Below are 25,515 nucleotides of genomic sequence, written 5' to 3' on the forward strand. Positions count from 1 at the left end.
TTCAGCCCTGCTGGGCCTTGCGACGGCGGGTCACCAGGACCGCGCCGGCGGCCGCGAGGGCCAGAGCGACGGCGGCGATGATGCCGACCGGGGCGCTGGAGCCCGTCTCGGCGAGGTTGCCCTCACCCTTGGTGTCCGTACCGCCGGCGGTCGAACCGCCGTTGGTGTCGGCGCCGGTGGAGCCGGTGGCGCCGCCCGCGGTGGTGGTGTCACCCGTGGTCTGCTCACCCGTGGAGGTGGTCTCGCCCGTGGCGGTGGTCTCGCCGGTGGAGGTCGTCTCACCGGTCGTGGTCTCACCGGTGGAGGTCGTCTCACCGGTGGTGGTCTCGCCGGTGGAGGTCGTCTCACCGGTCGTGGTCTCACCGGTGGTGGTCTCGCCGGTGGTGGTCTCACCCGTGGTGGTCTCGCCGGTCGTCTCGCCGGTCGTCGTCTCACCGGTGGTGGTGCCACCCGTGGTGTTGTCGCCGGTGGCGCCGCCGGTGGTCTCCTTCTCGCAGGCGACCTTGAAGACCTTGTGCTTGGCCTTGCCGTGCTCGCCGTCGAAGTTCCAGAACAGCTTGTACTGGCCGTCGGCGAGGGTCATGTCCTCGGTGCGGCCGTGGCCGTCGGCGTCCAGGGTGATGGCGCCGTTCTTGACCTCGGTGCCCTTGTCCTGGTCGTTGTTCGCCCAGGCCTCGATGTGCCAGATCGCCTTCTGCGAGGCGTCAAAGTTGAACGCGTCGAGGTAGAACTCGCAGACCTTCGGCTCGTTGGCCTTGATCTCCTCGCCGGTCTTCGAGTCGTGGATCTTGACCGTGCCGTTGTCGCCCTTGGGGCCCTGGGAGGCGAAGGCGGTCGGGGCCAGGATCACGGAGCCCGCCATGGCCGCGACAAGAGCGGCTGCGGGTATGAGGGAGCGTCGCATAGTCGTCCATCTGTGGGATGAGGATGCCGTGGGAGGTGGCTGGGGCAGCCTATCCGTCGCCTTAAGTCGCCTTTAAGCCAGCGGCCCATAACGATTGACCCAGGAATCAGGTTTAAACGGGGCATCAGAGGGCGAAGAACGCGGCCACCAGCACCGCCCCGCCGACCCCCGCCAGCGACCACGCCGTCCGCGGCAGCCGCATCCCGCCCCCGACCAGCGGCGCCGCCAGGATCAGCGCCCCGCCCAGCGGGAGCCAGGCGTGCAGACCGCCGCCCCAGCCCGCCCGCACGCCCTCGTCCGTACCCGGCTTCACCACCACCGGGATCGTCATGCCCTTCTCCGCCGCGACCGACCGCGCGACCGTCAGCGTCCGCCGCGTCGACGACGGGTCCTCCGGGACGTAACGGCCGCTGCACGTCTCGTCGGTGCAGTCGGTCACCGTCAGCGTCCCGTGCTCGCGGCCCTTGGAGAGCAGGACGTGCTGGGCGGAGTTCCACGAGGCCCAGGCACCCGCGACGAGGAGGAACAGGGCGACCAGGGCCATGGCTGCGGTACGGACGTGCGTCATGACCCGCGATCGTACAGTCGTACGTTCCGGGCGCCAGGCCCTACGAGTTGTACGCCGACTGGGCCCGCTCCAGGCCCTCCGCGAGCAGGCACTCCACCGAGTCCGCCGCCCGGTCCACGAACCAGTCCAGGTCCTTGCGCTCCGTCGACGAGAAGTCCTTCAGGACGAAGTCCGCGACCTGCATCCGGCCCGGCGGACGCCCGATCCCGCACCGCACCCGGTGGTACTCCGCGCCCATCGCCTTCGTCATCGACTTCAGGCCGTTGTGCCCGTTGTCGCCGCCGCCCAGCTTCAGCCGCAGCACCCCGTAGTCGATGTCCAGCTCGTCGTGGACCGCCACGACGTGCGCCGTCGGCACCTTGTAGAAGTCGCGCAGCGCCGTCACCGGACCGCCCGAGAGGTTCATGTACGACATCGGCTTCGCGAGGATCACCCGGCGGTTCTCGGGTCCCGGAGGCCCCATCCGGCCCTCGACGACCTGCGCCTGCGCCTTCTGCGCCCGCTTGAACGAGCCGCGGATCCGGTCCGCGAGCAGGTCCACGACCATGAAGCCGATGTTGTGGCGGTTGGCCGCGTACTCGGGCCCCGGGTTGCCGAGACCGACGATCAGCCAGGGGGCGTTCGCGTCGTCCGTCATGTGCGCAGCACTCCTCGTATCCGCGTATCCGTACAAGATTCCGTACAAGAGAAACGGGGTGACGGGCCCGTACGGCCCATCACCCCGTCACGTCAGGCAGAGCCTACGGCTCAGGCCTCGGCACCCTCGGCCTCGGCCTCGGCGGCCGGCTCCTCGGCCTGGGCGGCCAGGACCTGGAGGACGACGGCGTCGGCGTCGGTGGCCAGGGTCACGCCGGCCGGGAGGGCGATGGCGCCGGCGAGGACGGAGGCACCGGCCTCCAGGCCCTCGACGGAGACCGTGAGGGCCTCGGGGAGGTGGGTGGCCTCGGCCTCGACGGAGACGGTGGAGAGGACGTGCTCCAGCAGGTTGCCGCCGGCGGCGAGCTCACCCTCGGCCTGGACCGGAACCTCGACCGTGACCTTCTCGCCCTTCTTGACGAGGAGCAGGTCGACGTGGATCAGGAAGCCCTTGATGGCGTCGCGCTGGACGGCCTTCGGGATCGCCAGCTCGTTGGTGCCGTCGATGTCCAGGGAGAGCAGGACGTTCGGCGTACGGAGCGCCATGCCGAGCTCGTGGGCCGGGAGGGTGACGTGGACCGGCTCCGAGCCGTGGCCGTAGAGGACACCGGGAACCTTGGCGTCACGGCGGATGGCACGGGCGGCACCCTTGCCGAACTCCGAGCGGACGTTGGCGGCGAGCTTGACCTCGGACATGTTGCACTCCTCGTAGAAGGTGACGAAAAAGGTGGTCACCCGGCCACGACTGGCGATGGCCTGCTACGAAGAGCGCGTCGATAACGGACCGCCGTGACCCTCTACGGGCACGGCCTCCCTCGCCGAGCAACTACGGCAGTCTACCCGCCGCCCCGGGCCCGCCCAAATGGATCAGCGGCCCGACCGCGGCCCCGCGGGCCGCCCCGCCCGCACCCGGCGCCGGGGCCGCAGGTCAGCCCGCCCGGCGGCCGCCCCGGCCCCCCCGGCCGCGGCCCCGCGTCAGCCCGCCAGCTCGTTCAGCAGGTCCCTCAGGACCGGGCCGGCCGAGCCCGAGCCGCTCTCGGCCTCCTCCACCACGCAGGCCACCGCGATCTTCCCGTCGTACGCGACCAGCCAGCCGTTGTTGTTCCCGTCCTCCGTGACCTCGGCCGTCCCGGTCTTCGCCCCGACCTCGCCCGGGACACCCGCGAGGACCTTCGCCGAGCCGTCCGTCACCGTGTCCCGCATCAGCGACCGCAGCGACGCCACCACCTCGCGCGGCAGGGGCTTCGTCGCCACCGCCGGCTGCTCCGTCCCCTTCACCAGCAGCGGCTGGTGGAACGTCCCCGACACCGCCGTCGCCGTCACCGACGCCATCGCCAGCGGATTCGTCCGCAGCCGCCCCTGCCCGAACAGCGAAGCCGCCTTCTCCGGCTCGTCCGCCGGCACCGGCACCTCCGCGTCCACCGAGCTCACCCCGGTCTTCCACTCCGGCCCGAGCCCGAAGTACTCCTTCGCGAACACCGTCATCTCGTCGTTCGCGAGACGCCCCCGCAGCGCCACGAACGCCGTGTTGCACGAATGGATGAAGTCCTGCCGGAACGTGGCGTCCGGGATCTCCGAGGTCTCCACGTTGTGGAACTGCTTCCCGACCGTCAGGTACTTCGGACAGTCCACCCGCGTCCGGGGCGTCACCACCCCCTTCGCGAGCAGCGCCGCGCTCGTCACCACCTTCCACGTCGACCCCGGCGCGTACGTCCCCTGGAACGCCCGGTTGAAGCCGCCCGCCGGACCGTTGACCACCGCGACCACCTCGCCGCTGTCGATCCGCACCGCCACCAGACCCGCGTTCCGCCCCGCCGCGTGCCGGGCCAGCGCCTTCTCCGCCGCGGCCTGCGTCCGCGCGTCGATCGTCGTCCGCAGCGGACCCCCGTCCTTCCCCGGATCCGGCCCGAACCGCACCGCCGTCCCCTTCGTCTCCCCGGTGATCCGGTCCACCACCTGCACCTCGCCCCGCGGCCTGCCCCCGCCGAGACCCAGCACCGACACCAGCGAGGGATGCTCCGCCGCCGAGATCGCCTTCCCGTCCCGGTCCACCGCCGCCAGCTCCGAGGACTCCTCCTCCACCAGCTTGAACCGCTGCTTCTCGTTCAGCTGCGGATGGATCAGCGGCAGCTCCCACCGCACCCGCCACCCCGCGTCCGTACGCGCCACCGCCAGCTCCGAGCCGTACGACCACGTCCCCAGCGAGGCCACCGGCATCTTCGCCGCGAACGCCAGACGCGCCCCCGCCTCACCCTCCGGCCGCGCCGCCCCCGGCGTCAGCACCGGCTTCGCGATCTCCAGACCCGCCGTGAAGTTCCGCAGCGTCTCCTCCGCCTTCGCCGGCGCGTCCGTCAGCCGCCCCGCCGCCGCCAGATCCCCCGCCGCCCAGCTCCCCAGGAACGCCTTCGCCGTCCGTACGGCCTCCGGATCCGCCACCGTCGGCGCCTCCGCACCCGGCTTCAACGGCCCGTACACCACCGCCCACCCGGCGGCCCCCGCCACCAGCGCACCCGTCACCACCACCGCCGGCCACCTGCGCCGACGGCTGCGGCCCCGTACGTTTCCCCGCCCGTGTCCCCGATGAGTCGTCATACCAGGCAGCGAAACAGACACGCGTACGACCAGTCCAAGACTCATATCGGGATACGAGCCATAGCCATCCGCCTATCCTTGCTGATCATGGACCTGCTCCTGCACCTGCGGTACTTCAGGACCGTCGCCGAGGAACAGCACTTCGGCCGCGCCGCCGCCCGACTGCGCATGGCCCAGCCCTCCCTCTCCCAGCGCATCCAGCGCCTCGAACGCGAACTCGGCGTCCGCCTCCTCGACCGCGGCCCCCGCGGCGCCGCCCTCACCCCCGCCGGCCGCCTCGTCCTCGCCGAGACCGACCACCTCCTCGCCGCCGCCGACCGGCTCACCGCCACCGTCGCCCGCGTCCACAGCGGCGCCCTCGGCACCCTCCGCGCCGCCGTACCCCCCGGACTCGGCGCCACCGCCGTCGGCCACCTCCTCACCGCCTTCCGCACCCGCTCGCCCGGCGCCGACCTCGAACTCCGCGAACTCCCCACCGCCGAACAGACCGCCGAACTCACCGCCGGCACCCTCGACGTCGGCATCGTCCGCCACCCCTGCCCCGCCCCCGGCCTCGCCTTCGGCCCCACCCTCCACCAGCCCCTCGGCGCCCTCCTCCCCGCCGACGACCCCCTCGCCACACCCCCCGCCGACGGTTCCTCCGCCGCACCCCCCGAACTCCCCGCCGCCGCCCTCACCGGCCGCGACCTCGTCCTCTTCCCCCGCGCCGAAGCCCCCGCCCTCCACGACGAGACCCTCACCGCCTGCGCCCGCCACGGCTGCACCCCCGCCACCGTCCACGAAGCCGCCGGACCCGACTTCACCCGCGCCCTCGTCCTCTCCGGCCGCGCCGTCGCCCTCGTCCCCCGCACCCCCGACGGAGACGGCACCGTCTGGCGCCCCCTCCGCGGCGCCCCCGTCACCTGGCGCACCTCCACCGCCTGGCCCGAGGGCAAGGACGGACCCGCCGTCCGCCTCTTCACCGACACCGCCCACGAGATCCTCCGCGAGCACGCCGACATGCGGCCCGCCCCATCCACGAGGATGGTCTTCCCCCGCCCCGCATCGGAGTTCCCCCTGTGACCCCCCACCCCGCCGCCCGCCGCATCACCGCGGCCTTCACCGACGCGGGCGTCACCGGCCGGCTCCACGCCACCGACATCGACACCGGCACCGCCCTCGGCGTCGGCTCCGACACCCTCGTACCGACCGCCAGCGTCCACAAGCTCTGCCTCGTCGCCACCCTCTACCGGCAGGCCCACCTCGGCCACGTCGACCCCACCCGCCCCGTCGACATCCCCGTCGAAGGCCGCGCCCCCGGTTCCACCGGCCTCTCCGTCATGCGCGACGCCGCCCGGCTCTCCCTCCGCGACCTCGCGAGCCTCGCCGTCGCCGTCAGCGACAACACCGCCGCCGACCTCCTCTGGGACGCCCTCGGCCTCGACGCCGTCAACGCCACCATGGCCGACCTGGGCCTGCGGCAGACCCTCGCCGTCCAGACCATGGGCGAGCTGTACGCCACGATGCGCGAGGACGCCGCCGACGACCCCGCCGGCTACACCGACCCCGCCGTCGTCGCCCGCCTCCGCGCCCTCGACCCCACCCGCACCAACCGCTCCACCCCCCGCGAGATCACCGCCCTCCTCGCCGCCGTCTGGCGCGACGAACTCTGCCCCGGGGAGTACGGCGAAGAACTCCGCGCCCTCCTCGGCCTCCAGGCCTGGACCCACCGCCTCGCCGCCGGCTTCCCCTTCGACGACGTCCGCGTCAGCGGCAAGACCGGCTCCCTGCCCACCCTCCGCCACGAGGCCGCCGTCGTCGAATACCCCGACGGCGGCCGATACGCCGTCGCCGTCTTCACCCGCGCGGCCTCCACCGACGTCACCCTCCCGGCCGCCGACGCGGCGATCGGCAGGGCGGCGAGGATCGCGGTGGACGCACTGCGCGCATGACGAAGGGCCCTCCCCCCGCACGGGGGAAGGGCCCTCCTCAGCTACTGCTCTCGCCTACAGCGGCTCAGTGCTCCTCGAAGAGGCTCGTCACCGAACCGTCCTCGAACACCTCGCGCACCGCACGGGCGATCGTCGGCGCGATCGACAGCACCGTGATCTTGTCCAGGTCGAGCGCACCCGGAACCGGCAGCGTGTCCGTGAACACGAACTCGCTGACCTTGGAGTTCTTCAGCCGGTCCGCGGCCGGACCCGACAGGATGCCGTGCGTGGCCGTCACGATGACGTCCTCCGCACCGTGCGCGAACAGCGCGTCCGCGGCGGCGCAGATCGTGCCGCCCGTGTCGACCATGTCGTCGACGAGGACACAGACGCGGCCCTTCACGTCACCGACGACCTCGTGCACGGTGACCTGGTTGGCGACGTCCTTGTCACGACGCTTGTGCACGATCGCCAGCGGCGCGTCCAGACGGTCGCACCAGCGGTCGGCGACCCGCACGCGGCCCGCGTCCGGGGAGACGATCGTCAGCTTCTCGCGGTCGACCTTGCCGCCCACGTAGTCCGCCAGGACCGGCAGCGCCGACAGGTGGTCCACCGGACCGTCGAAGAAGCCCTGGATCTGGTCCGTGTGCAGGTCCACGGTCAGGATGCGGTCCGCACCCGACGTCTTCAGCAGGTCCGCCACCAGACGCGCCGAGATCGGCTCACGGCCGCGGTGCTTCTTGTCCTGACGGGCGTAGCCGTACGACGGGATGATCACGGTGATGCTCCGGGCCGAGGCCCGCTTCAGAGCATCGATCATGATCAGCTGCTCCATGATCCACTTGTTGATCGGAGCCGTGTGGCTCTGGATCAGGAAGCAGTCCGCGCCGCGCGCCGACTCCTGGAAGCGGACGTAGATCTCACCGTTGGCGAAGTCGAACGCCTTGGTCGGAACGAGACCGACACCCAGCTGGTGCGCGACCTCCTCGGCCAGCTCGGGGTGGGCGCGGCCGGAGAAGAGCATCAGCTTCTTCTCGCCGGTCGTCTTGATCCCGGTCACAGCACTGTCTCCTCAGACGTGTTCTCTGGCCGCGATCCCCGCGCTTCCGGGCGCGTGTGCGAACCAGCCGAATTTGTGTGCACGTATCACGGTACGCCGAGTTCGACGTACCCGTTTCCGGTCAGCTTTCGCCGGCGGACTCCTCGGACGCCACCTGAGCGGCCTGCGCGGCAGCACTGCCGGGCCGCTTCCGGGCCACCCAACCCTCGATATTCCGCTGCTGGCCCCGGGCGACGGCGAGCGAACCGGCCGGCACGTCCTTCGTGATCACGGACCCCGCGGCGGTGTAGGCCCCGTCCCCGATGGTGATGGGAGCCACAAACATGTTGTCCGAACCCGTACGGCAGTGAGAGCCGATCGTGGTGTGGTGCTTCGCCTCGCCGTCGTAGTTCACGAAGACGCTCGCCGCGCCGATGTTCGTGTACTCGCCGATCGTCGCGTCACCCACGTACGACAGATGGGGGACCTTCGTGCCCTCGCCGATCGTCGCGTTCTTCATCTCGACGTACGTACCGGCCTTCGACTTCTTCCCGAGGTTCGTCCCCGGACGCAGGTACGCGAACGGACCCACGGACGCGCCCTCGCCGACGACGGCGGAGAAGGCCACGGTGTTGTCCACCCGGGCACCCTTGCCCACCGTGACGTCCGTCAGGCGCGTGTTCGGACCGACGACGGCGTCCTCGGCGATGTGCGTGGTCCCCAGCAGCTGCGTACCCGGCAGGATCACGGCGTCCGCCTCGAACGTCACGGTCACGTCCACGAAGACCGAGGCGGGGTCCTGGACGGTGACGCCGGCCATCATGGCCCGCTCGAGGAGGCGCTGGTTCAGCAGCGCACGCGCCTCGGCCAGCTGCACCCGGTTGTTGATCCCGAGGATCTCGCGGTGGTCGCCGGCGACGGACGCGCCGACGCGGTGACCGGCCTCACGCAGGATCGACAGCACGTCGGTGAGGTACTCCTCGCCCTGGCTGTTGTCCGTCCGCACCTGGCCCAGCGCCTCGGCCAGCAGCTTCCCGTCGAACGCGAACACGCCGGAGTTGATCTCCCGGATCGCGAGCTGCTCGGCGGAGGCGTCCTTGTGCTCGACGATCTCGGTCACGGCGCCGTCCGCGTCGCGCACGATCCGCCCGTACCCGGTGGAGTCCGGAACCTCGGCGGTCAGCACGGTCACGGCGTTGCCGTCGGCGGCATGCGCACCGGCCAGCGCGCGGAGCGTCTCCCCGGACAGCAGCGGCGTGTCACCACACACGACCACCACGGTCCCCTCGGGCGCCTCGACGAGCTCCTCCAGCGCCATCCGCACCGCGTGCCCGGTGCCGTTCTGCTGCTCCTGGACGGCGGTCCGGGTCCCGGAGTAGTACGCGTCGAGGTGCTCCTTCACGAGCTCCCGGGCGTGCCCGACGACCACGACGAGGTGCTCGGGCTCCAGCTCCCGGGCTGCGGACACGACGTGCCCGACGAGCGAACGCCCGGCGATCTCGTGCAGGACCTTGGGAGTCTTCGACTTCATGCGGGTGCCCTCACCCGCTGCGAGGACGACGACGGCTGCCGGGCGGTTGGCGCTCACGGGAATGCCCTTCGGCTTTGGGTGGTGGACGCACGAAGGATACCGGGGGGCAAGTGTGCGGACATGAGTGCGGGTCCTGACCCGTGAGGGTAGGACCCGAACTTGCGAGCTCCCGGGGGAGGACTCGAACCCCCATATGGAGAACCAAAATCTCCCGTCTTGCCCTTAGACGACCCGGGATTACCGCTATGCCCGATTCTCGTGATCGGCTGCGGTAGCCGCCCCTACTATGCCGTACCAGGCGCCCTCGATGCGACGGTACAGATCGACGCTCCCGAGGATTCGGATCACGAGGCAGCCGTGGTACTCGGCGTTCACGTTCTTGCGGTTGGTTCGCGGGTTGTGGCGCTTGATGGTCGCCTTGTTGAAGGTCGAGGGGTCGACGCCGACGAGGTCGCCCCAGAATCGCTCGGCGCCGTCGGTGTCCGCGGTCTCGTGGATCATCACGCAGTACTTCCGCCGCTCGGGTTCGACGCCGAGGAGGTCGAGCCACGCGCTGAAGATCTGGATCATCCCCGGGTCGCTGTTCACGAAGACCACGCGTTCACGGCGGGCGTGCGGCTTGTCTTTCGTGCCCTCCGCCCAGTAGAGGCCCACTCCCAGTAGGAAGAGTTCGCGCTCCGACATCGCCCCGATCTCTGCGGCCGCCGTTCGTTTGACTACCTGGCGCTCCTCCTCGCGTCGGCGCAGAGTGGGCTCCCAGCCTCGCCGTGCGATCTGCGATGCCTCCTCCGGGGTCCGCTTCCGCTCCGGCTTCGGCAGGTCCCGTACCCACAGCGAGATCGAGCTCTTCGAGCAGCCCAGCTCCACCTGGATCTGGTCGTAGGTCCAGCCCTGCGTGCGGAGCTCCCTCGCCCTGTCGCGGAGGTCGTCCTTCGCGTTCGGGCGCTTCGTCCACTCCGGGGGAGGCTCGCCTTCGAGCAGGCGGTTGAGGATGTCGTTGTTGTCGACGTGGAGGCGGTCTCGGATCTGGCGGCGGCTGAGGCCCTCGCGGCGGAGTGCGACCGCCTGCTCGCGCAGGTTCTCGAAGTCCGCGTACTTGCGGGTGGCGGCTGTCATACGAACACCATCGTCCGGAATGCGGACGTCCGGATCGAAAATGCGGGCGATTCAATAGTTCGAGGGACTCGTGTGCGCCGCGTTGACGTGGGGGTCCACCCGTAGGGTGGTGGGTATGACCACAACGGGGGCAGACCGGGACGCCGAGGGCGTCGGGAGTTGGTGGTGGTGGGGGAAACGGCGGAGTGCTGTTCTCGATGTCGGGCTCGCGGTCGTGTCCGCGCTGGAGTGCGGCATCGAGGGCATCGGCTTCGCCGACAAGGCCTCGCTGCCGGTGCCCGTGGGGGTGGTGTTCGGGCTGGTCGTGGGGTCCGTGCTGCTGTTCCGGCGCCGCTGGCCCATCGTCGTCGTGCTCGTGTCGATCGCGGTCGCGCCCGCCGAGATGGGCTTCCTCATGGGGATCGTCGGGCTGTATTCGCTGGCCGCCTCCGAGGTGCCCCGGCGCATCACCGCCGCGCTCGCGGGGATGTCGACGCTCGCGGTGTTCGTGGTGACCATGGTGCGGATGCGGCAGGACGTCGCGCAGGTGGACCAGGGGCCGCCGGACATCGACCCGAGTGGCTGGTACGTGCCGAGCGTGGCGCTGTTCATGACGCTCGGGCTGAACGCGCCGCCGGTGCTTCTCGGGCTGTACATAGGGGCGCGGCGCCGGCTGATGGAGAGCCTGCGGGAGCGGGCGGACTCGTTGGAGCAGGAGTTGTCGCTGCTGGCGGACCGGGCCGAGCAGCGGGCGCAGTGGGCGCGGCGGGAGGAGCGGACGCGGATCGCGCGGGAGATGCACGACGTGGTGGCGCACCGGGTGTCGCTGATGGTGGTGCATGCGGCGGCGTTGCAGGCGGTGGCGTTGAAGGATCCGCAGAAGGCGGTGCGGAACGCGGCGCTGGTCGGTGACATGGGGCGGCAGGCGCTGACCGAGTTGCGGGAGATGTTGGGGGTGCTGCGGGAGGACGGGGGGCCGGTCGCTCCTGCCGCGGTTCCTCTGGCTGCCGTGGGGCGGGCCGCTGCCGCGGCTGCGGAGGCGGCTGCGGAGGACGGGCCGTGTCTGGACGCCCTGGAGGCGTTGTGCGAGCAGTCGCGGCTGGCGGGGGCGGCTGTGGAGCTGGTGGTGATGGGTGAGGCGCGTCCGTATGCCTCGGAGGTGGAGCGGACGGCGTATCGGGTGGTGCAGGAGGCGCTGACGAACGTCCACAAGCATGCGGCGGGGGCGAAGGTCGTGGTGCGGTTGGCGCACCGGGGGGCCGAGGTCGCGATGCAGGTGGAGAACGGGCCGTCGGACGCGGCGGTGGCCGATGTGGGGCTGCCGAGCGGGGGGAACGGGCTCGTCGGGATGAAGGAGCGGGTCGTGCGGCTCGGGGGCGTGTTCGTGTCGGGGCCGACCGACCTGGGTGGGTTCAAGGTGTCGGCGGTGCTCCCGGCGGAGGCTTCCTGATGTCGGCGGAGGTTTCCTGGACCTCCTGGACCTCCTGGCCCGCGGTGAGGCGGGTCGGCTGGGCGCCTGTGATCAGGGTCGAGAGGGCCGCGTCGATGTCCTTGCCGAGGTACCAGTCGCCCGCGTGGTCGAGGCTGTAGACCCGGCCTTCGATGTCCATGGCGAGGACGGCCTGGTGTTCGCCCTCCTCGCCGAGCGGTGCGATCTCGGTGTCGAGGGCGCGGCCGAGGTCGGCGAGGGTGCGGGAGAGGTGGAGTCCGGCGAGGGGGTCGAAGCGGACGGCGGCGGGTGCTATCTGCCGGCCGTGGCCGGGTGCGGTGATGCGGAGGCCGCCGAATTCGGCCCAGGCCTCGACGGCGGCGGGGAAGACGCTGTGGCGGTGTCCGGCGGGGGAGATGTGGGCGCGCAGGGTGTCGGCCCATTCTTCGGCGAGCTTGATGTCCCAGCGGCCGGGCTGCCAGCCGGCCTCGCGGAGGGCGGCGTCGACGTTGACCGGGAAGCGGGTGGTGCTGTGGTCGGGCATGGGTGTGGGGTCAGCCGTTCTCGACAGGCGTGGTGGGGTCGACGGCGCGGACGCCGAAGTGGGCGAGCATGGCCGTACAGGAGCGGCAGGGTGCGGCGTAGCTGCCGTGGAGCGGGTCGCCGTCCTCCCGGATGCGCCGGGCGGTGAGTTTGGCCTGCTTGAGGGAGCGGCGGGCCTCGCTGTGGGTGAGCGGCTTGCGCTGGGCGCGCTTGGAGCGGCTGTTCTCGGCGGCGGTGAGGTGCCGGGAGAGCAGGATCGCCTCGGGGCAGCGGCCGGTGAAGCGTTCCCGCTGGCTGCTGGTGAGGGTGTCCAGGAAGTCCTGGACGAGGGCGTGCAGGACGGGGGGCCGGTCGCCGCGGCCCGCGGTGCACGTGAGTGTCTCGCCGCGGACGGAGAGGGCGGCTCCGACGGTGGGAAGGATTCCGTCGCGGCGGTGACGGAGCAGGGGCGCGCGGGTGGCCTCGGCGCTGCTGCTCCAGTTGAGGCGTGGGTCACCCTGTGTGGGCGTTGTGGCTACGTGCATGGTGCTGGTCTTCCCCTCCTGCAATCCCCCGAGTTGCGTGGACAGCCTGCCAAATAGGGAGCCATATGGGGAAGCTGGGGCGGCTAAACGCGTCTTCGGTGTGTCGGAATCATGGTGCGCCTGTCATGGCTTCGTGACAGTTGGTCACCGTCGGTGGTCGTCCGGTGGTCGGCGCTTCGGGGCCGGTTCGGCCTCTTGTGGCAGCGCATAGGCTGTGCGGAACCAGGCTGTGCGAATCAGTCTGGAGCAGCAGTCAGCGACGCCATGCAGGGGGCAACCGCCATGACGACAGGTCGGCTCGGGCAGGACACCGCGCCACCGAACGCGGCCTACGCCGGGCAGGTCGTGCACTTCCCGGATCCGGTCCGCGCCTCCCGTCACCCCAGAGGGGTGCGGGTGGACGAGCACGGCTACCCGGATTTCTCGCCGTACGCGCGCGCGGCGGCGGAGATCGCCGATCCGCCGGAGGGCTTCGGTGTCGACGAGCTGCGTCTGACGGACTACGTGTCGGCGAACGCGGCGCTGGCGGCGACCGGTCATGAGCTGTGGGACACGATTCCGGCGGTGGCGACCCCGCACGGCTGGACGTGGCATCACGTGGCGCGTTCGCGGCGGATGGAGCTGGTCCCGGTCGAGGTGAAGGCGCTGTTGCGTCATCACGGCGGGGTGGCGACGGCGGCGGTGGACCAGGCGAAGCGGGGGACGCGTCCGCTGCAGGAGACCCGGCCGGTGCACTTCGGGCTGCCGAAGGGGCTGGTGTCGGTGTCGGAGCAGCAGCTCCAGGGGGTCGAGGAGGATCTCGGCTACCGGCTGCCGGGGGCGTACCGCACGTTCCTGAAGGCGGCGGGCGGGTGTGCCCCGGTGGGGGCGGCGCTCGACGCGGAGCTGGGGCTCCTGGTCGACCAGCCGTTCTTCACGGTGCGGGAGGAGGCGGGTGTCAACGACCTCGTCTACGTCAACAAGTGCCTCCGTGACCATCTGACCAAGGACTATCTGGGTGTCGCCTTCGTGCAGGGCGGTCTGGTCGCGCTGAAGGTGCGGGGTGCGGCGGTCGGTTCGGTGTGGTTCTGCCCGTACGACGACGCGCGGGACTCCGGCGAGGTGGCGGCCGGGTGGACGGTGAACGAGCGGGTGGAGCGGCTGCTGCTGCCCTGCGGCGCGGACTTCGACGCGTTCCTCGGGCGTCTGGCGGGCAATCCGCCGGAGCTGGAGACGGTGGCGAACCTGATGGTGGACGGCGGCTTCGCGCGTGCCGTGCCCGTGGTCCCGGTGGGGGAGTGAGCTGGCTGTGGTGACGTTCGCGCAGGCGCAGGAGCGCGCCGAGGAATGGATCAACGGCGACCTGCCGTCGTATCAGCACCGTGAGGTGCGGGTGCGGGAGTTCGAGCTGGGGTTCGTGCTGTGGGCGGAGGACCGCGAGGGCGGTCCGACGTCGGACGGCGGGCGCCAGCGGCTGGTGATCGCGCGGGACTCCGGTGAGGCGACGCTGTGGCCGGGGCTGCCGGTGGGTGAGGTGATCCGGCGGTACGAGGAGGAGTACGGGGCGACGGACGAGGTTCCGGCGCAGGCGGCGGTGCCGGCGGCGCGGATCGATCTGAACCAGACGTCGTTCCTGCTGAGTCCGCCGGAGTGGCTGCAGGACGCGGCGGACAAGATCGGGCTGCCGCGGGAGGAGTCGCACGCCTCGCAGGAGAGCGCGAGCGCGTCGGCGCCGGCGGACGACGTGTCGGAGGGCGTGGAGGCGGGGGAGCCGGGGCCTTCGGCTTCGGTGGCGTCCTCTGCCTCGGTGGCGTCTTCGGCGTCTTCGGAGTCCTCGTCTTCCGAGGCCGCTACGGCTCCGGTTCCGGCCGCACCTGCCGTGCCCGCCGCGCCTGCCGTGCCCGCCGTGGCTCCGGCTTCCGAGGACGACGCGTACGTGCCGACGGCGATGGACGGCGTACCGGCGACGCCCGCGCCGTCGGCCCCGCCGACGCCTCCGGCTCCGCCCGCTCCGACGCCCGCGCCCGCGCCCGACAGTCCGTGGGTGGACGCGAACGCGAGTTCCGGGGGTGCCGGCGGGGCGGTGCCGCTGCCCGCGACCGTCTTCGCGCCGCCGCTGTCGGGGACGGACGACGAGGACGCCCCGCCGCCGTCGGTGGGCGCGGACGCGCCGACCGCCCTGATGAAGGGGGGCAGCGCGCTGCCCCCGACCGCGATCTCCCCCCGCCTCGACCCGGCGGCCCCGGCCCCGGGTCCCGCTCCGGCCGCGCCCCCGGGTCCCGCACCGCAGACCCCGCAGGCCCCGCCGACGCCTCCGGCCCCTCCGGCCCCGCCCGTGCCGCAGCCTTCGCCGGCTGTCGCGCAGGCCGGTCCGGGTGTGCCGCCTCCGCCGCCCGCGCCCTCGGCGTCGGGTGCCCGGGACATCGCGGACGCCGCGACCAGCAAGGCCGGTCCGCCGCCGAAGGCGGGGCGCGGCCCGACGCCGCCTCCGCCGCCGGGAGTGCCGGGCGTGCCGGGCGTGCCGGGTGGTTCGCAGGGCTCCAACGCGTACATCCCGACGCAGCTGGTGTCGCAGCTCGGTCCGGAGGGGCCGCAGCCGCCCGCGCCCGCGCAGCCGGGTCCGCCCGGTCCACCGCCTCCGCCGGCCCCGCCGGGTCCCGCGACGCCGCCGCAGCCGGTGCACCACGCGGCGACGATGCTGGCGCACCCGAACCAGGGCGGTCCGGGCGCGCCTCCGCCGCCCCCGCCGCCGCCGGGCATGCCGGGTGGCGGTACGCCCCCGGGCGGCATCGCGCACGCCGCGACGATGCTGGCGCACCCCGGTCCGGGTGGTCCGGGTGGTCCGGGGACTCCGCCGCCCCCGCCCGCCCCGGCGCCGCCGGTCGGTGGGCACAGGCCGCCGTCCGCGCCCGTGCCTCCTGGCCCGGTGCCTCCGGCGTACGGCTATCCGCAGCCGACGGGTCAGCCGACGGTCGGTCCCGGCTACCAGGCGGTGCTGCGGTACCGGGCGCCGGACGGTTCCGAGGCGCAGATCATCCGGCGTTCGGCGCCGGGCACCCCGCACCCGGAGTGGCAGATCCTGCACGAGCTGCGCGCGATGAACGTGCCGCCGCAGCAGGTGCTGGAACTCCACACGGAGCTGGAGTCCTGTGAGCTGCCGGGCGGTTACTGCGCGCGGATGATCCGGGAGACGTGGCCGCAGGCGCGGATCACGAGCATCGCCCCGTACGGCCGTGATCACGCGGGCCGGCAGCAGGGCATGCGGCAACTCCTGACGCATCAGGGCGAGTTGCACCAGGTCGCGGACGGTCCGGCGCGGCCGGCTCCGGTGCGGGCTCCGCTGCCGCAGGTGCAGCCGGCGCCGCCGGTCCCCCCGGAGGGGATCGCGCAGGAGCTGGCGGGCGCGTTCGGTCCGGGGGTCCTCCGCTTCGACCAGCGGGCGGTGTCCCGTCAGGGTGTGCCGGAGCTGGTCGCGCGCACGCTGGTGTGGGCGGGGCTTCCGGCGGACTTCGGTCCGTTCTTCTGGGCGCAGCCGGCGATGCCGGTGGTGCCGACGCTCGCGGAGCTGGCGGCGCAGAGGCAGGTGCAGGCGGCGCCGGACGCGAGCTCGTACCTGGTGCTCGGTTCGGACTTCGGGCGGGCGATCTGTGTCCAGTACGGGACCGCGCACATCGTGGCGGTGCCGGTGGAGGCCGGTCCGGGCGGGCAGTCGGTGCCGCCGCAGTTCGTGTCCACGGGGCTGCCGGAGTTCACGCGGTCGATGGCGCTGCTCGGTCGGATGTGGCGGCTGCGGTTCGGGCTGAACCCGGAGCAGGCGGGTCGTTGGACGGTCGATTTCCAGGCGCAGCTGGCGATGCTGGACCCGGCGGCGCTGTCGTCGCCGGAGAACTGGTGGTCGGTGCTGCTCGAGCAGATGTGGGACGGTCTGCTGTAGACGCCCCTGGATCGAATGTGATGAAAGGCGCTCGACGTGTGTGCACGTTGGGCGTCTTTTGTCCGTTCTGATGGCGCATCCTGGTTGTTCGAGGCCAACGGGAAGGGGCGTCAGGGATGGGTTTCGTCGTCGGGCGGGGGCGCGGTTACCGCCCCGAGCAGGTCGACCGCTATCTCGCCGCGCTCTCCGAGGAGCGGGACGCGGCCTGGGAGCGGGCGGCGCGGCTCACGGTCCTCGCGAAGGAGATGGAGGCGGAGGCCGCGGGGCTCCGCCTGGCCGTCAAGCAGCTCGCGCCGCAGCGGTACGAGTCCCTCGGCGAGGCCGCGCAGAAGATCCTGGCGCTGGCCGAGCAGGAGGACGAGCGGCTCGTACGGGCCGCCGAGGCGGAGGCGCAGTCCCTCGCGGAGGCCGCCGAGGAGGCGGCCCGGGAGGCGGCGGAGGCCGCGGGCGCGTACGCGGAGGGCGTCAGGACGGCGGCGGACGCGGCGGCCCGGGCGGCCCTGGAGGAGGCCCGCGCGCGGTCCGAGGAGATGGGGGTGATCGCCCGCCGGGACGCCGAGGGGGCGCGGGAGGCCGCGCGGGAGGTCTTCGAGGAGACCGAGCACCGGGCGGAGGCGCTGCTCGCGGAGCAGCGGGAGGAGCAGCGGACCGCACGGGACGAGGCGGAGCGCGCGGCCGAGGCGGAGGCGGCGGCCCTGGACGCCCACCACGCCGAACTGGTCGTGGCGGCGGAGGCGGGCCTCGCGGAGACCCAGCGGGCCCTGGCCGCGACGGAGGAGCAGGCCCGGCACGGCCAGGAGGACGCCGAGGCCCGCGCGGAGGAGCTGCTCGCCGAGGCCAGGATGAAGGCGGAGCGGGTCGAGCGCGAGACGGAGCGGGTGCTGCGGGAGCACGAGGAGGCGCGGGACGAGATCCACTCCCACATGGAGCACATCCGCAACTCCCTCGCGGCGCTGACGGGCCGCCCGACGGCACCGGCACCCGAAAAGGCCGAGAAGCAGGGCGACTTGGAGGACGGGGAGGGCCCCGGGAGCCCCGAGTCCGCCGAGTAGGCTCCCGACCCGTGCTCATGAAACTGACGGCGGTCACGCTCGACTGCGCCGACCCCATGGCCCTGGCCGACTTCTACCACCGGGCCACCGGGATCCCCCTCACCGACCGGTCCGACGACGAGTTCGCGGGCCTGCGCGGCCCGGACGGCGGCCTGTTCCTGGGCTTCCAGCGCGTCGACGGCTACCGCCCCCCGTCCTGGCCCGGCCAGGACGTCCCGCAGCAGCTGCACCTCGACTTCGACGTCGACGACCTGGACGAGGCGGCGGCCCGCCTCGTGGAGTGGGGTGCGACCGTCCCCGCCGACCAGCCCCGCCCGGACCGGTGGCGGGTGGTCCTGGACCCGGCGGGGCACCCGTTCTGCCTGTCGGTCCCGCGCGGGGCGGCGTAGGAGGCCCGTCCTGCCGGTGGTACGGGGCGGGGCAGGCCTCCGGCCCGCGTGTGATCCCGTGGCGTCAGCCGTTCCCGCGCGTCGGCCCTTCCCGCGCGTCAGCCGTTCCCGGGCGTCAGCAGTTCCTCGGCGGCGGCCGTCGCCACCACCTCGGCGACGGTGGACAGGGCGGGCGAGTCCAGCTTCCACTGCTGCCAGTACAGCGGGACGTCCATGGGGCGCGTCGGCGCCAGTTCCACCAGCCGGCCGGAGCGCAGGAGCGGCTCCGCCTGCGGTTCGGGCACCAGGCCCCAGCCGAGGCCGAAGGCCACGGCGTCCCGGAACCCGTCGGACGTGGGCACCAGGTGACGGACGGGCCCGGCGTCCGAGCGGCCCCGGGTGAGGGACCGCACGAAGGCGTCCTGGAGGCCGTCGCGCCGGTCGAAGACCACGGTCGGGGCCTCGCACAGGTCCTCCGCCAGGGAGCCCGTGAGATGGGCGGCGGCGAACTCGGGTGCGGCCACGGCCCGGTAGCGGGCCAGCCCGAGCCGCCGCACCGTGCAGCCGGCCACCGGGTCGGGCGAGGAGGTGACCGCCGCCATCACCTGGCCCTCGCGCAGCAGGGCGGTGGTGTGGGACTCGTCCTCCCGGTAGAGCTCGAAGCAGATCGGCGGGTCCTGCGGCACCCGGGTGAGCGCGGGCAGGAACCAGGTGGCCAGGGAGTCGGCGTTGACGGCGATCGGCACCCTGACCGGGCCCTGCCCGGCCGCCAGGCCCAGTTCGGCGCGGGCGTCCCGTTCGAGCCGTGCCAGCTGGCGGGCGAACCGCACCACCACCTCGCCGGACTCGGTGGGGCGCACCGGTTTGGTGCGCAGCAGCAGGACCCGTCCGGTGCGCTGCTCCAGGGCCTTGACGCGCTGGCTGACGGCGGAGGGGGTCACGTGCAGGGCGGCGGCCGCGGCGTCGAAGGTGCCTTCGTCGACCACCGCCAGCAGCGTCCGGACCTGGTCCAGGGGAAGCTCGTCCATAAGTGAGGCTAACGGTACTGAAGAATCCTTAGCTGTACTCATCCGGAATCGGTCCTTACGGTCGAAGCCGTGAACAGCACCTTCCTCGCCGCCGCACTCGCCGGATTCGGAACCGGCCTCTCCCTCATCGTGGCCATCGGCGCCCAGAACGCCTTCGTCCTGCGTCAGGGCGCCCGCCGTCACGCCGTCCTCGCGGTGGTCGCGATCTGCGCCGTGTCGGACGCGGTCCTGATCGCGCTCGGCGTGGCGGGGGTGGGCGCGGTGGTCACGCAGTGGCCGGCGGCGCTGACCGCGGTGGGTCTGGTGGGCGGGGCGTTCCTGCTGGTCTACGGCTTCCTCGCGGCCCGGCGCGTCCTGCGCCCCGATCCGGCCGCCGCCCTCACCGCGGGCGGACCGGACGCCGGCTCGGCCCGCCGGGCGGTCCTGACCTGCCTGGCCATGACCTGGCTGAACCCGCACGTGTACCTGGACACCGTGCTCCTTCTCGGCTCCCTCGCCTCCGACCGCGGCGACCTGCGCTGGGCCTTCGGCGCGGGCGCCGCCCTCGCCAGCCTGAGCTGGTTCTTCGCCCTGGGCTTCGGCGCCCGCCTGCTGAGCGGCATCCTCTCCCGCCCGAAGGCCTGGCGCGTCCTGGACGGTCTGGTCGCGGCGACCATGCTGGCCATGGGCGGAATGCTGGTCGCGGGCGCCTAGGGCCTGCCCGGCGGGTCGGGGTCGGGACGGGCCCCGGCCGGGACTCGACTCGTCCGGCCGGCCGGGTGGCTACTCCGCGCCCGCCGGGTCGCCGAGCAGTGCCCGGCCGAGTTCGCTCGCCCGGTAGTAGACCTCGCGCCGGTACCGGTGCGAGGTCACCAGGCCGGTGTCCCGCAGCACCGCGAGGTGCTGGGAGACGGCGCCGACGCTCAGGCCGGTCTGGTGGGCGAGGCCCGTGGTGGTGGCCGGGGTGCTCGTACGGCCCAGGAGTCCCGCCCGGCTGCGCCCGAGGAGCCGCGCGAGCCCGTCGCCCGGCTCGGCGCGCCGCTCCCACAGGGTGGCGACGGCCCGTACGGGATAGACGAGGCACGGCGGTACGCCCTTCCGTCCCGGGAGCAGGACGCACCGGGTCGTGAAGGCGCTCGGGGCGAGGGTGATGCCGCCGCCGTCCAGGTCGAGGCCCCCGGGCGGGAGGCCGGCCGAGGTGAGCCGGTCGTCCGCCCACCGCAGGCTCGGGTGGAGGTGGGCGAAGACCTCCTGGATGCCGTCCTCGGCGAGCTGCCGGGTGCGGTGGGCGAGGTCGGCCTCCAGCACGGCCCTGATCCGGGGCCAGTACGGCCGCACCCCGGCCGCCCACCAGGCGAGCAGGGCCTCCGCGCGGTCCGGCGGGCCCGCGAACAGGGCGAGCTCCTCCTCGATCTCGGCGAGCGGGCAGCGCGGCGGGGGCGCGAGGGCTTCGAGCGCGCGCAGGTGCGGGAGCAGGTCGGTGCGCTCCCGGCCGACGGCCAACGCCGTTTTGATCCAGGGGAGATGGAGGGCGTGGCCCCCCGGGTCGACGGAGGCCCGCAGCGCCGCGACGGACTCCCACAGGGGTGACACGGCGAACCGGAGCTGCGCCAGGTCGTCGACCCCGAACCGTATCTCTCCCACCGGCACCCCCGACCGCGAGCTTTTCGCCCAGACTAAAACAATGGTCGGCCCCGGCCGGGGGTGATGGTGTTCGCCGACATGACCACCACGACCCTCGAACGACCCCGACTCCACCGGCTGCCGGACTTCCGCAGGCTGTGGATCGGCGACACCGTCAGCCAGGCCGGTACCGCCGTCACCGCCCTCGCGCTCCCCCTCGTGGCGATCGGCCCGCTGGGCGCGTCGCCCTTCGAGGCGGGACTCCTGGTGACCTGCGAATTCCTGGGCTTCCTCCTCCTGGGGCTGCCCGCCGGGGCGTGGGTGGACCGGATGCGCCGCCGCCGCGTGATGATCGTGGGCGATCTCGTCCGGGCCGCGCTGCTCGCGAGCCTCCCGCTCGCCGCCTGGCTCGGAGTGCTGACGCTTCCTCAGCTGTACGCGGTGGCCTTCGGGTTGTCGGTCTGCACGGCCTTCTTCGACATCGCGTACCAGAGCCATCTGCCCCAACTCGTCGACGAGGAGCAGCTGGTGGGGGCGAACGTGGCCCTGGAGGCGTCCCGTGCGGTCACGGCGGCCGGCGGTCCCGGCGCGGGCGGCGCGCTCGTCGCGGTGGTGACGGCCCCGGTGGCGCTCGCCGCCGACGCCGTCAGCTTCCTCGTCTCCGCGCTGCTCCTCTCCCGGATCCGTCGCCCGGACCCCCGGCCGGAGCGGGTGCCCGGGGCCCGGCTGCGGGACGAGATCGCGGAGGGCCTGCGGTTCGTGGTGCGCGACCGGATGCTGCTGGCGCTGACCCTCACCGCCACGATCTCCAACGCGTGCGGCACGATCGGCGCCTCCATGCTCCTGGTGCTGCTCGCGGGGGACCTGGGCATGTCGCCGTTCCTGTGCGGGCTCGTGTTCACGGCGGAGGCGCTCGGCGGCTTCCTCGGCAGCCTCCTCGTGACCCGCGTCGCGGCCCGCCTCGGCGAAGGCCGCGCGATGGCCGCCTCCGTCGTGGTCGGCGGGACGCTGTGGCTGCTCGCGCTGCCGTTCTTCCAGGCGGACGGCCGGTACGCGGTGGCGTGCCTGCTCCAGGGCCTCGGCTGGACCGCCTTCATGACCTTCAGGATCACCGCGGTCTCCCTCCGTCAGCGCCTCACCCCCGCCCCGCTCCTCGGCCGCGTGAACGCGACCTTCCGCTTCCTGGCCTGGGGCTCCATGCCGTTCGGCGCCCTGGCGGGCGGGCTCGTGGGGCAGTACGCGGGCGTGCGGGCGGCGCTGTGGACGGGGGCGGTGGGCGAACTGCTCGCGGTGGCGCCGCTGCTGCTGGTGCTGATGCGGGGGCGACGGGAGGTGTGACCGGAGGGGCTCGCGCGGGATGCTCGACATTTAGTCTGCGCGGAGATAATCTATGGGCACATCATCTGGTCGAGGAGGCCCGCCATGTGGGAGTACGAGCACGGCGTCGAGACCACCGCCGCCCCCGAGGCGATCTGGCGGCTCTGGGCCGACGTCCCGAACTGGGGCACCTGGAACGCCGAGATCGAGAAGATCGAGATCAGCGGCCCGTTCGAGAAGGGTGCGCGGATCACGATGACGCCGCCCGGGGACGACCCGGTCGAGCTGGTCGTCGCCGAGGCCGTCGAGGGCGAACTGTTCGTCGACGAGGCCCGCTTCGGTGATCTGCTGCTGCGGACCGTCCACCGGATCGACCGGCTCGGCCAGGACCGGGCGCGGGTGGTGTACCGCATGGAGATCACCGGCGCGGGCGCCGGCGAGGCCGGCCCGCAGATCGGCCCCGGCATCACCGCCGACTGGCCCGACACCATGGCCTCCCTCGTAGAACTGGCCCGGCGCTGATGCCCCTCGACCCCGGGGAGAGCCCCGGATTCCTGCTGTGGCACGCCACGCTGCGCTGGCAGCGCGACATCGCCGCCGCCCTGGCCCCCCTCGGCCTCACCCACGTGCAGTTCGTCCTGCTCGCCTGCGCCTGGTGGCTCAACGGCCAGGGCGAGCAGCCCAACCAGCTGACCCTCGCCCGCCAGGCCGGAACCGACGTCAAGATGACCTCCCAGGTCCTGCGCACCCTGGAGACCAAGGGCCTCGTCGCCCGCGAGACCGACCCGGCCGACACCCGCGCCAAGCGCCTGCGCGTCACCGACACCGGCGCCGCCCTGGCGCCCCGCGCGATCGCCGCCGTCGAACAGGTCGACGCGGAGTTCTTCCGGTCGGTGCCGGTCGGGGACGCGATCGCCCTGCTGGGGCGCCTGGCCCGTCCGGAGCCGTGAAATGTCGGCCGCGTTCCCGCTGTTGGCGGCGGTGGGGGGTGCCGCGAGGTGCGATCCGAGGGACGGCTACCCTCCTTCTCTCTAGGGGAGGGGAACCCGTACGTGAACCATGCACGCACACGCGGCCGCCGTCTCGCGGCCGCCGCCGTCACCATCGTCCTCGCCGCCACGGGCGGCACACTCACCACACTCCCTGCAACGGCCGCGCCGGCCCCGGCCCCGGCGAGCGCCACCGACGAGCCGCCGCAGACCGCCACCGTCCGTTTCCCGCTGAACGCGGAGATCGTGAGCGCGGGCACGACGGGCTTCCTGTCCCGGACGAACGTCACCGGTACGGCCACCCCCGAGTACCGCTGGACCCGGTACGTGGACGGCACGTCGACGGTGCTGCCGGGCGCGGCCCTGGTGACGGGCGGGGTCTCGGACGTCGTGGTCACGGGGGACAAGGCGGAGCCGGACGACAACCGGATCGTGAAGATCCACGACATGACCGCGCCGGGGGCGGCGGTGGAGGTCGATCTCGACCGGCTCGGCGCCCGGTACCACTTCGCGGGCGCGATCGGCTCGACGCTGGTCGTCATGGTGAGCCAGGAGGACGGGCCCCGGCAGCCGCACCTCGTCACCGTCGACGGCGGCTCCCTGACCGACCGCCCGGTGACCGGCATGCCGGGCGCCGTCTGCGATCTCCTCGTGACCGCGTACGCGCCGGGCACCGCTCTGTTCGACTGCGGGTCCGGGATGGGCGAGGCCTCTTCCAGGGTGGTCGTGGACCTGGCCACGGCCTCTGCGGTCTCCACGCACATGGGGGACCCGGTCTCCTGGGACGGTGCCGTCTCCGGCACCCATGTGGCCTGGAAGGAGTACGAGGGCGCGAAGGAATGGATCCGAGTCGCCAGGCGTGGTGCGTCCGAGAGCAAGCGGTTCGAGGTGACGGGAGCGTACGACGACACCTTCCACCTGCTGGGCGGCTGGCTGACCCACGGCGAGCGGCGCCGCGTGGAGGAAGGCGGGAGCACGTACCACGGGGTGGACCCCCAGTCGCCGTGGCCCATGACCGCTCGGTCGGTCGACACCGGCGAGAAGATCGAGCTCCTCGCCCACCTGTCCTCCGCCGTCCCCGCCCCCGACGGCTCCCTCATGGTGCGGGGCGGGACCCTGGACCGGGGCGAGGGCCTCTACCGCGTCTCGCTCGGCGAGGGCGGCAAGCCCGTCGCCGAACTGGTCGCGCCGACCGGTCAGGCGACCGCCGTGACCCTTCGCGGGACGACCGTCCCGTCGGTGATCACCGGCGCTCGGCTCGCCAAGGGCATCGACCTGACCTGGGACCTGTCCCGGGGGGACGTGTACGCCTGGGTGACTCTGCGGCACGTGCGCACCGGCGAGACGGAGCAGTGGTCGCTCGTGAAGGGCGACGGATCCACGGCCCCACGGACGGTCGGACTGCGCTGGAACGGCTGGGAGTTGTCGTCCTCGTCCTACCACCCCGTCAGCCCCGCCCTCAGCGGTGAGTACACGTGGGAGGTCTACGCGATGCCCGACGAGGGCATCGGCCCGACGCTCAAGGCGACCGGCCGCTTCACCGTGACCCGGCCTCCGGCCCTGCACGACTACGACGGCAACGGCACCCCCGACCTGCTCTACCGTGCTGCGGGCGGGGACCTGATGCGCATCGGGACGGACGGGTCGGTGACAGGTGGGGGCCTCAAGGCCCCGGACGGCGGGCGCATCGGTCCGGGCTGGCAGATCTACGACCGTCTGGAGTCCGTCGGGAACGTGGCGGGCACGAACGGCACGCCCGACGTGATCGCCCGGGACAAGAGCGGAGTGCTCTGGCTCTACCAGGGCACCGGTGCCCGGGACAAGCCGCTCATGGGCCGCACGAGGATCGGCGCCGGCTGGCAGGCGTACGACCAGCTCGCGGGCGGCAGCGACCTGACCGGCGACGGCCGGGCGGACCTGGTCGCCACCGGCAGGACGGGCGAGCTGTACCTGTACAAGGGCACCGGCAACGCCACCGCGCCCTTCGCCGCCCGCACGAAGATCGGCGTCGGCTGGGGCATCTACAACCAGCTGACCGCTGTCGGGAACATCGCCGGAGGCCCGGCCGGTGACCTCGTCGCCCGCGACAGGGCCGGCGTCCTCTGGCTCTACCTCGGCAAGGGAGACGGCACCTTCGCCGCCCGCACGAAGATCGGCGGCGGCTGGAGCGTGTACAAGGACCTCGTCGGGATCGGCGACGGCAACGGCGACGGGCGTCCCGACCTCCTCGCCCTGACCAGCAGCGGCACCCCGTCGTACCTCTACGCGGGCACCGGGGACTGGAAGGCGCCCCTCAAGGCACGGGCGACCGCCCACCTCGTCCAGCCGGACTACTGGTACGAGTCCGGTTTCTGACGGACCGCTTCCGGGTCTCTTCCGCGTCGCGGGGGGGGGGGGCCCCCCGGGGGGGGGGGGGGGGGGGGGGGGGGGGGGGGGGGGGGCGGGCGGGGGGCGGGGGGCCCCCCCCCCGCCCCG

At 73.0% G+C, this 25,515-nt stretch carries 24 protein-coding genes and 1 tRNA gene; 12 read left to right on the forward strand and 13 right to left on the reverse strand.

The window, feature by feature from the left end; all coding sequences use genetic code 11:
- Window position 1: 1 nt before the first annotated feature.
- From ACFYUS_RS24430 to ACFYUS_RS24450, 5 genes are all read right to left on the reverse strand, one after another.
- Window positions 2-862, reverse strand: coding sequence for an LPXTG cell wall anchor domain-containing protein (locus ACFYUS_RS24430; RefSeq protein ID WP_388855777.1), 861 nt, complete (start codon window positions 860-862; stop codon window positions 2-4).
- A 166-nt stretch (window positions 863-1,028) separates the two neighbouring features.
- Window positions 1,029-1,472 carry a hypothetical protein gene (locus ACFYUS_RS24435; RefSeq protein ID WP_388855780.1) on the reverse strand — a complete coding sequence of 148 codons (444 nt, stop codon included), beginning with the start codon at window positions 1,470-1,472 and terminating at the stop codon, window positions 1,029-1,031.
- Between the two features lie 40 nt (window positions 1,473-1,512).
- Complete coding sequence (pth, locus tag ACFYUS_RS24440) at window positions 1,513-2,109, reverse strand: aminoacyl-tRNA hydrolase (protein ID WP_388855783.1); 597 nt, start codon at window positions 2,107-2,109, stop codon at window positions 1,513-1,515.
- A 110-nt stretch (window positions 2,110-2,219) separates the two neighbouring features.
- Entirely contained in the window at window positions 2,220-2,804 is a 585-nt protein-coding gene (locus tag ACFYUS_RS24445) for a 50S ribosomal protein L25/general stress protein Ctc (protein WP_388855897.1), read from the reverse strand.
- 279 nt (window positions 2,805-3,083) lie between these two features.
- On the reverse strand, window positions 3,084-4,700 hold the full coding sequence (locus tag ACFYUS_RS24450) for a penicillin-binding transpeptidase domain-containing protein (protein ID WP_388855786.1): 1,617 nt from the start codon (window positions 4,698-4,700) through the stop codon (window positions 3,084-3,086).
- A gap of 87 nt (window positions 4,701-4,787) precedes the next feature.
- On the opposite strand from ACFYUS_RS24450, the gene ACFYUS_RS24455 reads away from it, so the two are divergent.
- Together ACFYUS_RS24455 and ACFYUS_RS24460 are read left to right on the forward strand one after the other, a co-directional pair.
- A complete protein-coding gene (locus ACFYUS_RS24455; RefSeq protein ID WP_388855789.1) occupies window positions 4,788-5,762 on the forward strand; it encodes a LysR family transcriptional regulator in 975 nt (324 codons plus the stop codon).
- On the forward strand, window positions 5,759-6,631 hold the full coding sequence (locus tag ACFYUS_RS24460) for a serine hydrolase (RefSeq protein WP_388855791.1): 873 nt from the start codon (window positions 5,759-5,761) through the stop codon (window positions 6,629-6,631). The genes ACFYUS_RS24455 and ACFYUS_RS24460 overlap by 4 nt, the downstream gene beginning before the upstream one ends.
- A gap of 64 nt (window positions 6,632-6,695) precedes the next feature.
- On the opposite strand, the gene ACFYUS_RS24465 is transcribed toward ACFYUS_RS24460, so the two are convergent.
- The 4 genes from ACFYUS_RS24465 to ACFYUS_RS24480 all read right to left on the reverse strand — a co-directional run bounded on the left by ACFYUS_RS24465 (window position 6,696) and on the right by ACFYUS_RS24480 (window position 10,296).
- On the reverse strand, window positions 6,696-7,670 hold the full coding sequence (locus ACFYUS_RS24465; RefSeq protein WP_388855794.1) for a ribose-phosphate diphosphokinase: 975 nt from the start codon (window positions 7,668-7,670) through the stop codon (window positions 6,696-6,698).
- A gap of 121 nt (window positions 7,671-7,791) precedes the next feature.
- Complete coding sequence (gene glmU / locus ACFYUS_RS24470; protein WP_388855797.1) at window positions 7,792-9,237, reverse strand: bifunctional UDP-N-acetylglucosamine diphosphorylase/glucosamine-1-phosphate N-acetyltransferase GlmU; 1,446 nt, start codon at window positions 9,235-9,237, stop codon at window positions 7,792-7,794.
- 109 nt (window positions 9,238-9,346) lie between these two features.
- Window positions 9,347-9,417 (reverse strand) — tRNA-Gln (locus ACFYUS_RS24475).
- Window positions 9,418-9,423: 6 nt separating this feature from the next.
- Window positions 9,424-10,296 carry a hypothetical protein gene (locus ACFYUS_RS24480; RefSeq protein ID WP_388855800.1) on the reverse strand — a complete coding sequence of 291 codons (873 nt, stop codon included), beginning with the start codon at window positions 10,294-10,296 and terminating at the stop codon, window positions 9,424-9,426.
- A 115-nt stretch (window positions 10,297-10,411) separates the two neighbouring features.
- Here ACFYUS_RS24480 and ACFYUS_RS24485 point away from each other — a divergent pair, with 115 nt between their 5' ends.
- Window positions 10,412-11,725 carry a sensor histidine kinase gene (locus tag ACFYUS_RS24485; protein WP_388855803.1) on the forward strand — a complete coding sequence of 438 codons (1,314 nt, stop codon included), beginning with the start codon at window positions 10,412-10,414 and terminating at the stop codon, window positions 11,723-11,725.
- Here the strand turns inward: ACFYUS_RS24485 and ACFYUS_RS24490 are convergent.
- Window positions 11,688-12,248 carry an SUKH-3 domain-containing protein gene (locus ACFYUS_RS24490; protein ID WP_388855806.1) on the reverse strand — a complete coding sequence of 187 codons (561 nt, stop codon included), beginning with the start codon at window positions 12,246-12,248 and terminating at the stop codon, window positions 11,688-11,690. The two genes, ACFYUS_RS24485 and ACFYUS_RS24490, sit on opposite strands and share 38 nt — an antisense overlap.
- Before the next feature lie 10 nt (window positions 12,249-12,258).
- Complete coding sequence (locus ACFYUS_RS24495; RefSeq protein ID WP_388855809.1) at window positions 12,259-12,771, reverse strand: YwqJ-related putative deaminase; 513 nt, start codon at window positions 12,769-12,771, stop codon at window positions 12,259-12,261.
- Between the two features lie 282 nt (window positions 12,772-13,053).
- On the opposite strand from ACFYUS_RS24495, the gene ACFYUS_RS24500 reads away from it, so the two are divergent.
- The 4 genes from ACFYUS_RS24500 (at window position 13,054) to ACFYUS_RS24515 (ending at window position 18,125) form a co-directional block, all read left to right on the forward strand.
- On the forward strand, window positions 13,054-14,052 hold the full coding sequence (locus ACFYUS_RS24500; protein WP_388855812.1) for an SMI1/KNR4 family protein: 999 nt from the start codon (window positions 13,054-13,056) through the stop codon (window positions 14,050-14,052).
- A 7-nt stretch (window positions 14,053-14,059) separates the two neighbouring features.
- Window positions 14,060-16,684 carry an SUKH-4 family immunity protein gene (locus ACFYUS_RS24505; protein ID WP_388855815.1) on the forward strand — a complete coding sequence of 875 codons (2,625 nt, stop codon included), beginning with the start codon at window positions 14,060-14,062 and terminating at the stop codon, window positions 16,682-16,684.
- Window positions 16,685-16,800: 116 nt separating this feature from the next.
- Window positions 16,801-17,736, forward strand: a complete 936-nt coding sequence (locus ACFYUS_RS24510; RefSeq protein ID WP_388855818.1) for a cellulose-binding protein — start codon at window positions 16,801-16,803, stop codon at window positions 17,734-17,736.
- Window positions 17,737-17,753: 17 nt separating this feature from the next.
- Window positions 17,754-18,125 (forward strand): VOC family protein, encoded by a 372-nt coding sequence (locus ACFYUS_RS24515; protein ID WP_388855900.1) that lies wholly within the window; start codon window positions 17,754-17,756, stop codon window positions 18,123-18,125.
- A 98-nt stretch (window positions 18,126-18,223) separates the two neighbouring features.
- Here ACFYUS_RS24515 and ACFYUS_RS24520 read toward each other — a convergent pair whose 3' ends face one another.
- On the reverse strand, window positions 18,224-19,132 hold the full coding sequence (locus ACFYUS_RS24520; RefSeq protein ID WP_388855821.1) for a LysR family transcriptional regulator ArgP: 909 nt from the start codon (window positions 19,130-19,132) through the stop codon (window positions 18,224-18,226).
- 69 nt (window positions 19,133-19,201) lie between these two features.
- Here ACFYUS_RS24520 and ACFYUS_RS24525 point away from each other — a divergent pair, with 69 nt between their 5' ends.
- On the forward strand, window positions 19,202-19,825 hold the full coding sequence (locus ACFYUS_RS24525) for a LysE/ArgO family amino acid transporter (protein ID WP_388855824.1): 624 nt from the start codon (window positions 19,202-19,204) through the stop codon (window positions 19,823-19,825).
- Between the two features lie 69 nt (window positions 19,826-19,894).
- Here ACFYUS_RS24525 and ACFYUS_RS24530 read toward each other — a convergent pair whose 3' ends face one another.
- Window positions 19,895-20,755 (reverse strand): DUF5937 family protein, encoded by an 861-nt coding sequence (locus tag ACFYUS_RS24530; protein ID WP_388855827.1) that lies wholly within the window; start codon window positions 20,753-20,755, stop codon window positions 19,895-19,897.
- 78 nt (window positions 20,756-20,833) lie between these two features.
- Here ACFYUS_RS24530 and ACFYUS_RS24535 point away from each other — a divergent pair, with 78 nt between their 5' ends.
- From ACFYUS_RS24535 to ACFYUS_RS24550, 4 genes are all read left to right on the forward strand, one after another.
- Entirely contained in the window at window positions 20,834-22,072 is a 1,239-nt protein-coding gene (locus ACFYUS_RS24535; protein ID WP_388855830.1) for an MFS transporter, read from the forward strand.
- A gap of 84 nt (window positions 22,073-22,156) precedes the next feature.
- Entirely contained in the window at window positions 22,157-22,573 is a 417-nt protein-coding gene (locus ACFYUS_RS24540) for a polyketide cyclase (protein ID WP_388855833.1), read from the forward strand.
- Complete coding sequence (locus ACFYUS_RS24545; protein ID WP_388855836.1) at window positions 22,573-23,001, forward strand: MarR family winged helix-turn-helix transcriptional regulator; 429 nt, start codon at window positions 22,573-22,575, stop codon at window positions 22,999-23,001. The genes ACFYUS_RS24540 and ACFYUS_RS24545 overlap by 1 nt, the downstream gene beginning before the upstream one ends.
- Before the next feature lie 102 nt (window positions 23,002-23,103).
- Complete coding sequence (locus ACFYUS_RS24550; RefSeq protein WP_388855839.1) at window positions 23,104-25,395, forward strand: FG-GAP repeat domain-containing protein; 2,292 nt, start codon at window positions 23,104-23,106, stop codon at window positions 25,393-25,395.
- Window positions 25,396-25,515 lie beyond the last annotated feature (120 nt).

It is taken from the genome of Streptomyces sp. NPDC004284 (assembly GCF_042874035.1).
In the GTDB taxonomy this organism is placed as follows: Bacteria; Actinomycetota; Actinomycetes; order Streptomycetales; family Streptomycetaceae; genus Streptomyces.

What these genes read in the sequence shown, in the direction of transcription:
- ACFYUS_RS24430 (WP_388855777.1), bottom strand. Translation starts at nt 862, where the DNA reads ATGGCGGGCTCCGTGATCCTGGCCCCGACCGCCTTCGCCTCCCAGGGC.
- ACFYUS_RS24435 (WP_388855780.1), bottom strand. Translation starts at nt 1,472, where the DNA reads ATGACGCACGTCCGTACCGCAGCCATGGCCCTGGTCGCCCTGTTCCTC.
- pth (WP_388855783.1), bottom strand. Translation starts at nt 2,109, where the DNA reads ATGACGGACGACGCGAACGCCCCCTGGCTGATCGTCGGTCTCGGCAAC.
- ACFYUS_RS24445 (WP_388855897.1), bottom strand. Translation starts at nt 2,804, where the DNA reads ATGTCCGAGGTCAAGCTCGCCGCCAACGTCCGCTCGGAGTTCGGCAAG.
- ACFYUS_RS24450 (WP_388855786.1), bottom strand. Translation starts at nt 4,700, where the DNA reads ATGACGACTCATCGGGGACACGGGCGGGGAAACGTACGGGGCCGCAGC.
- ACFYUS_RS24455 (WP_388855789.1), top strand. Translation starts at nt 4,788, where the DNA reads ATGGACCTGCTCCTGCACCTGCGGTACTTCAGGACCGTCGCCGAGGAA.
- ACFYUS_RS24480 (WP_388855800.1), bottom strand. Translation starts at nt 10,296, where the DNA reads ATGACAGCCGCCACCCGCAAGTACGCGGACTTCGAGAACCTGCGCGAG.
- ACFYUS_RS24485 (WP_388855803.1), top strand. Translation starts at nt 10,412, where the DNA reads ATGACCACAACGGGGGCAGACCGGGACGCCGAGGGCGTCGGGAGTTGG.
- ACFYUS_RS24490 (WP_388855806.1), bottom strand. Translation starts at nt 12,248, where the DNA reads ATGCCCGACCACAGCACCACCCGCTTCCCGGTCAACGTCGACGCCGCC.
- ACFYUS_RS24495 (WP_388855809.1), bottom strand. Translation starts at nt 12,771, where the DNA reads ATGCACGTAGCCACAACGCCCACACAGGGTGACCCACGCCTCAACTGG.
- ACFYUS_RS24500 (WP_388855812.1), top strand. Translation starts at nt 13,054, where the DNA reads ATGACGACAGGTCGGCTCGGGCAGGACACCGCGCCACCGAACGCGGCC.
- ACFYUS_RS24510 (WP_388855818.1), top strand. Translation starts at nt 16,801, where the DNA reads ATGGGTTTCGTCGTCGGGCGGGGGCGCGGTTACCGCCCCGAGCAGGTC.
- ACFYUS_RS24515 (WP_388855900.1), top strand. Translation starts at nt 17,754, where the DNA reads ATGAAACTGACGGCGGTCACGCTCGACTGCGCCGACCCCATGGCCCTG.
- ACFYUS_RS24520 (WP_388855821.1), bottom strand. Translation starts at nt 19,132, where the DNA reads ATGGACGAGCTTCCCCTGGACCAGGTCCGGACGCTGCTGGCGGTGGTC.
- ACFYUS_RS24535 (WP_388855830.1), top strand. Translation starts at nt 20,834, where the DNA reads ATGACCACCACGACCCTCGAACGACCCCGACTCCACCGGCTGCCGGAC.
- ACFYUS_RS24540 (WP_388855833.1), top strand. Translation starts at nt 22,157, where the DNA reads ATGTGGGAGTACGAGCACGGCGTCGAGACCACCGCCGCCCCCGAGGCG.
- ACFYUS_RS24545 (WP_388855836.1), top strand. Translation starts at nt 22,573, where the DNA reads ATGCCCCTCGACCCCGGGGAGAGCCCCGGATTCCTGCTGTGGCACGCC.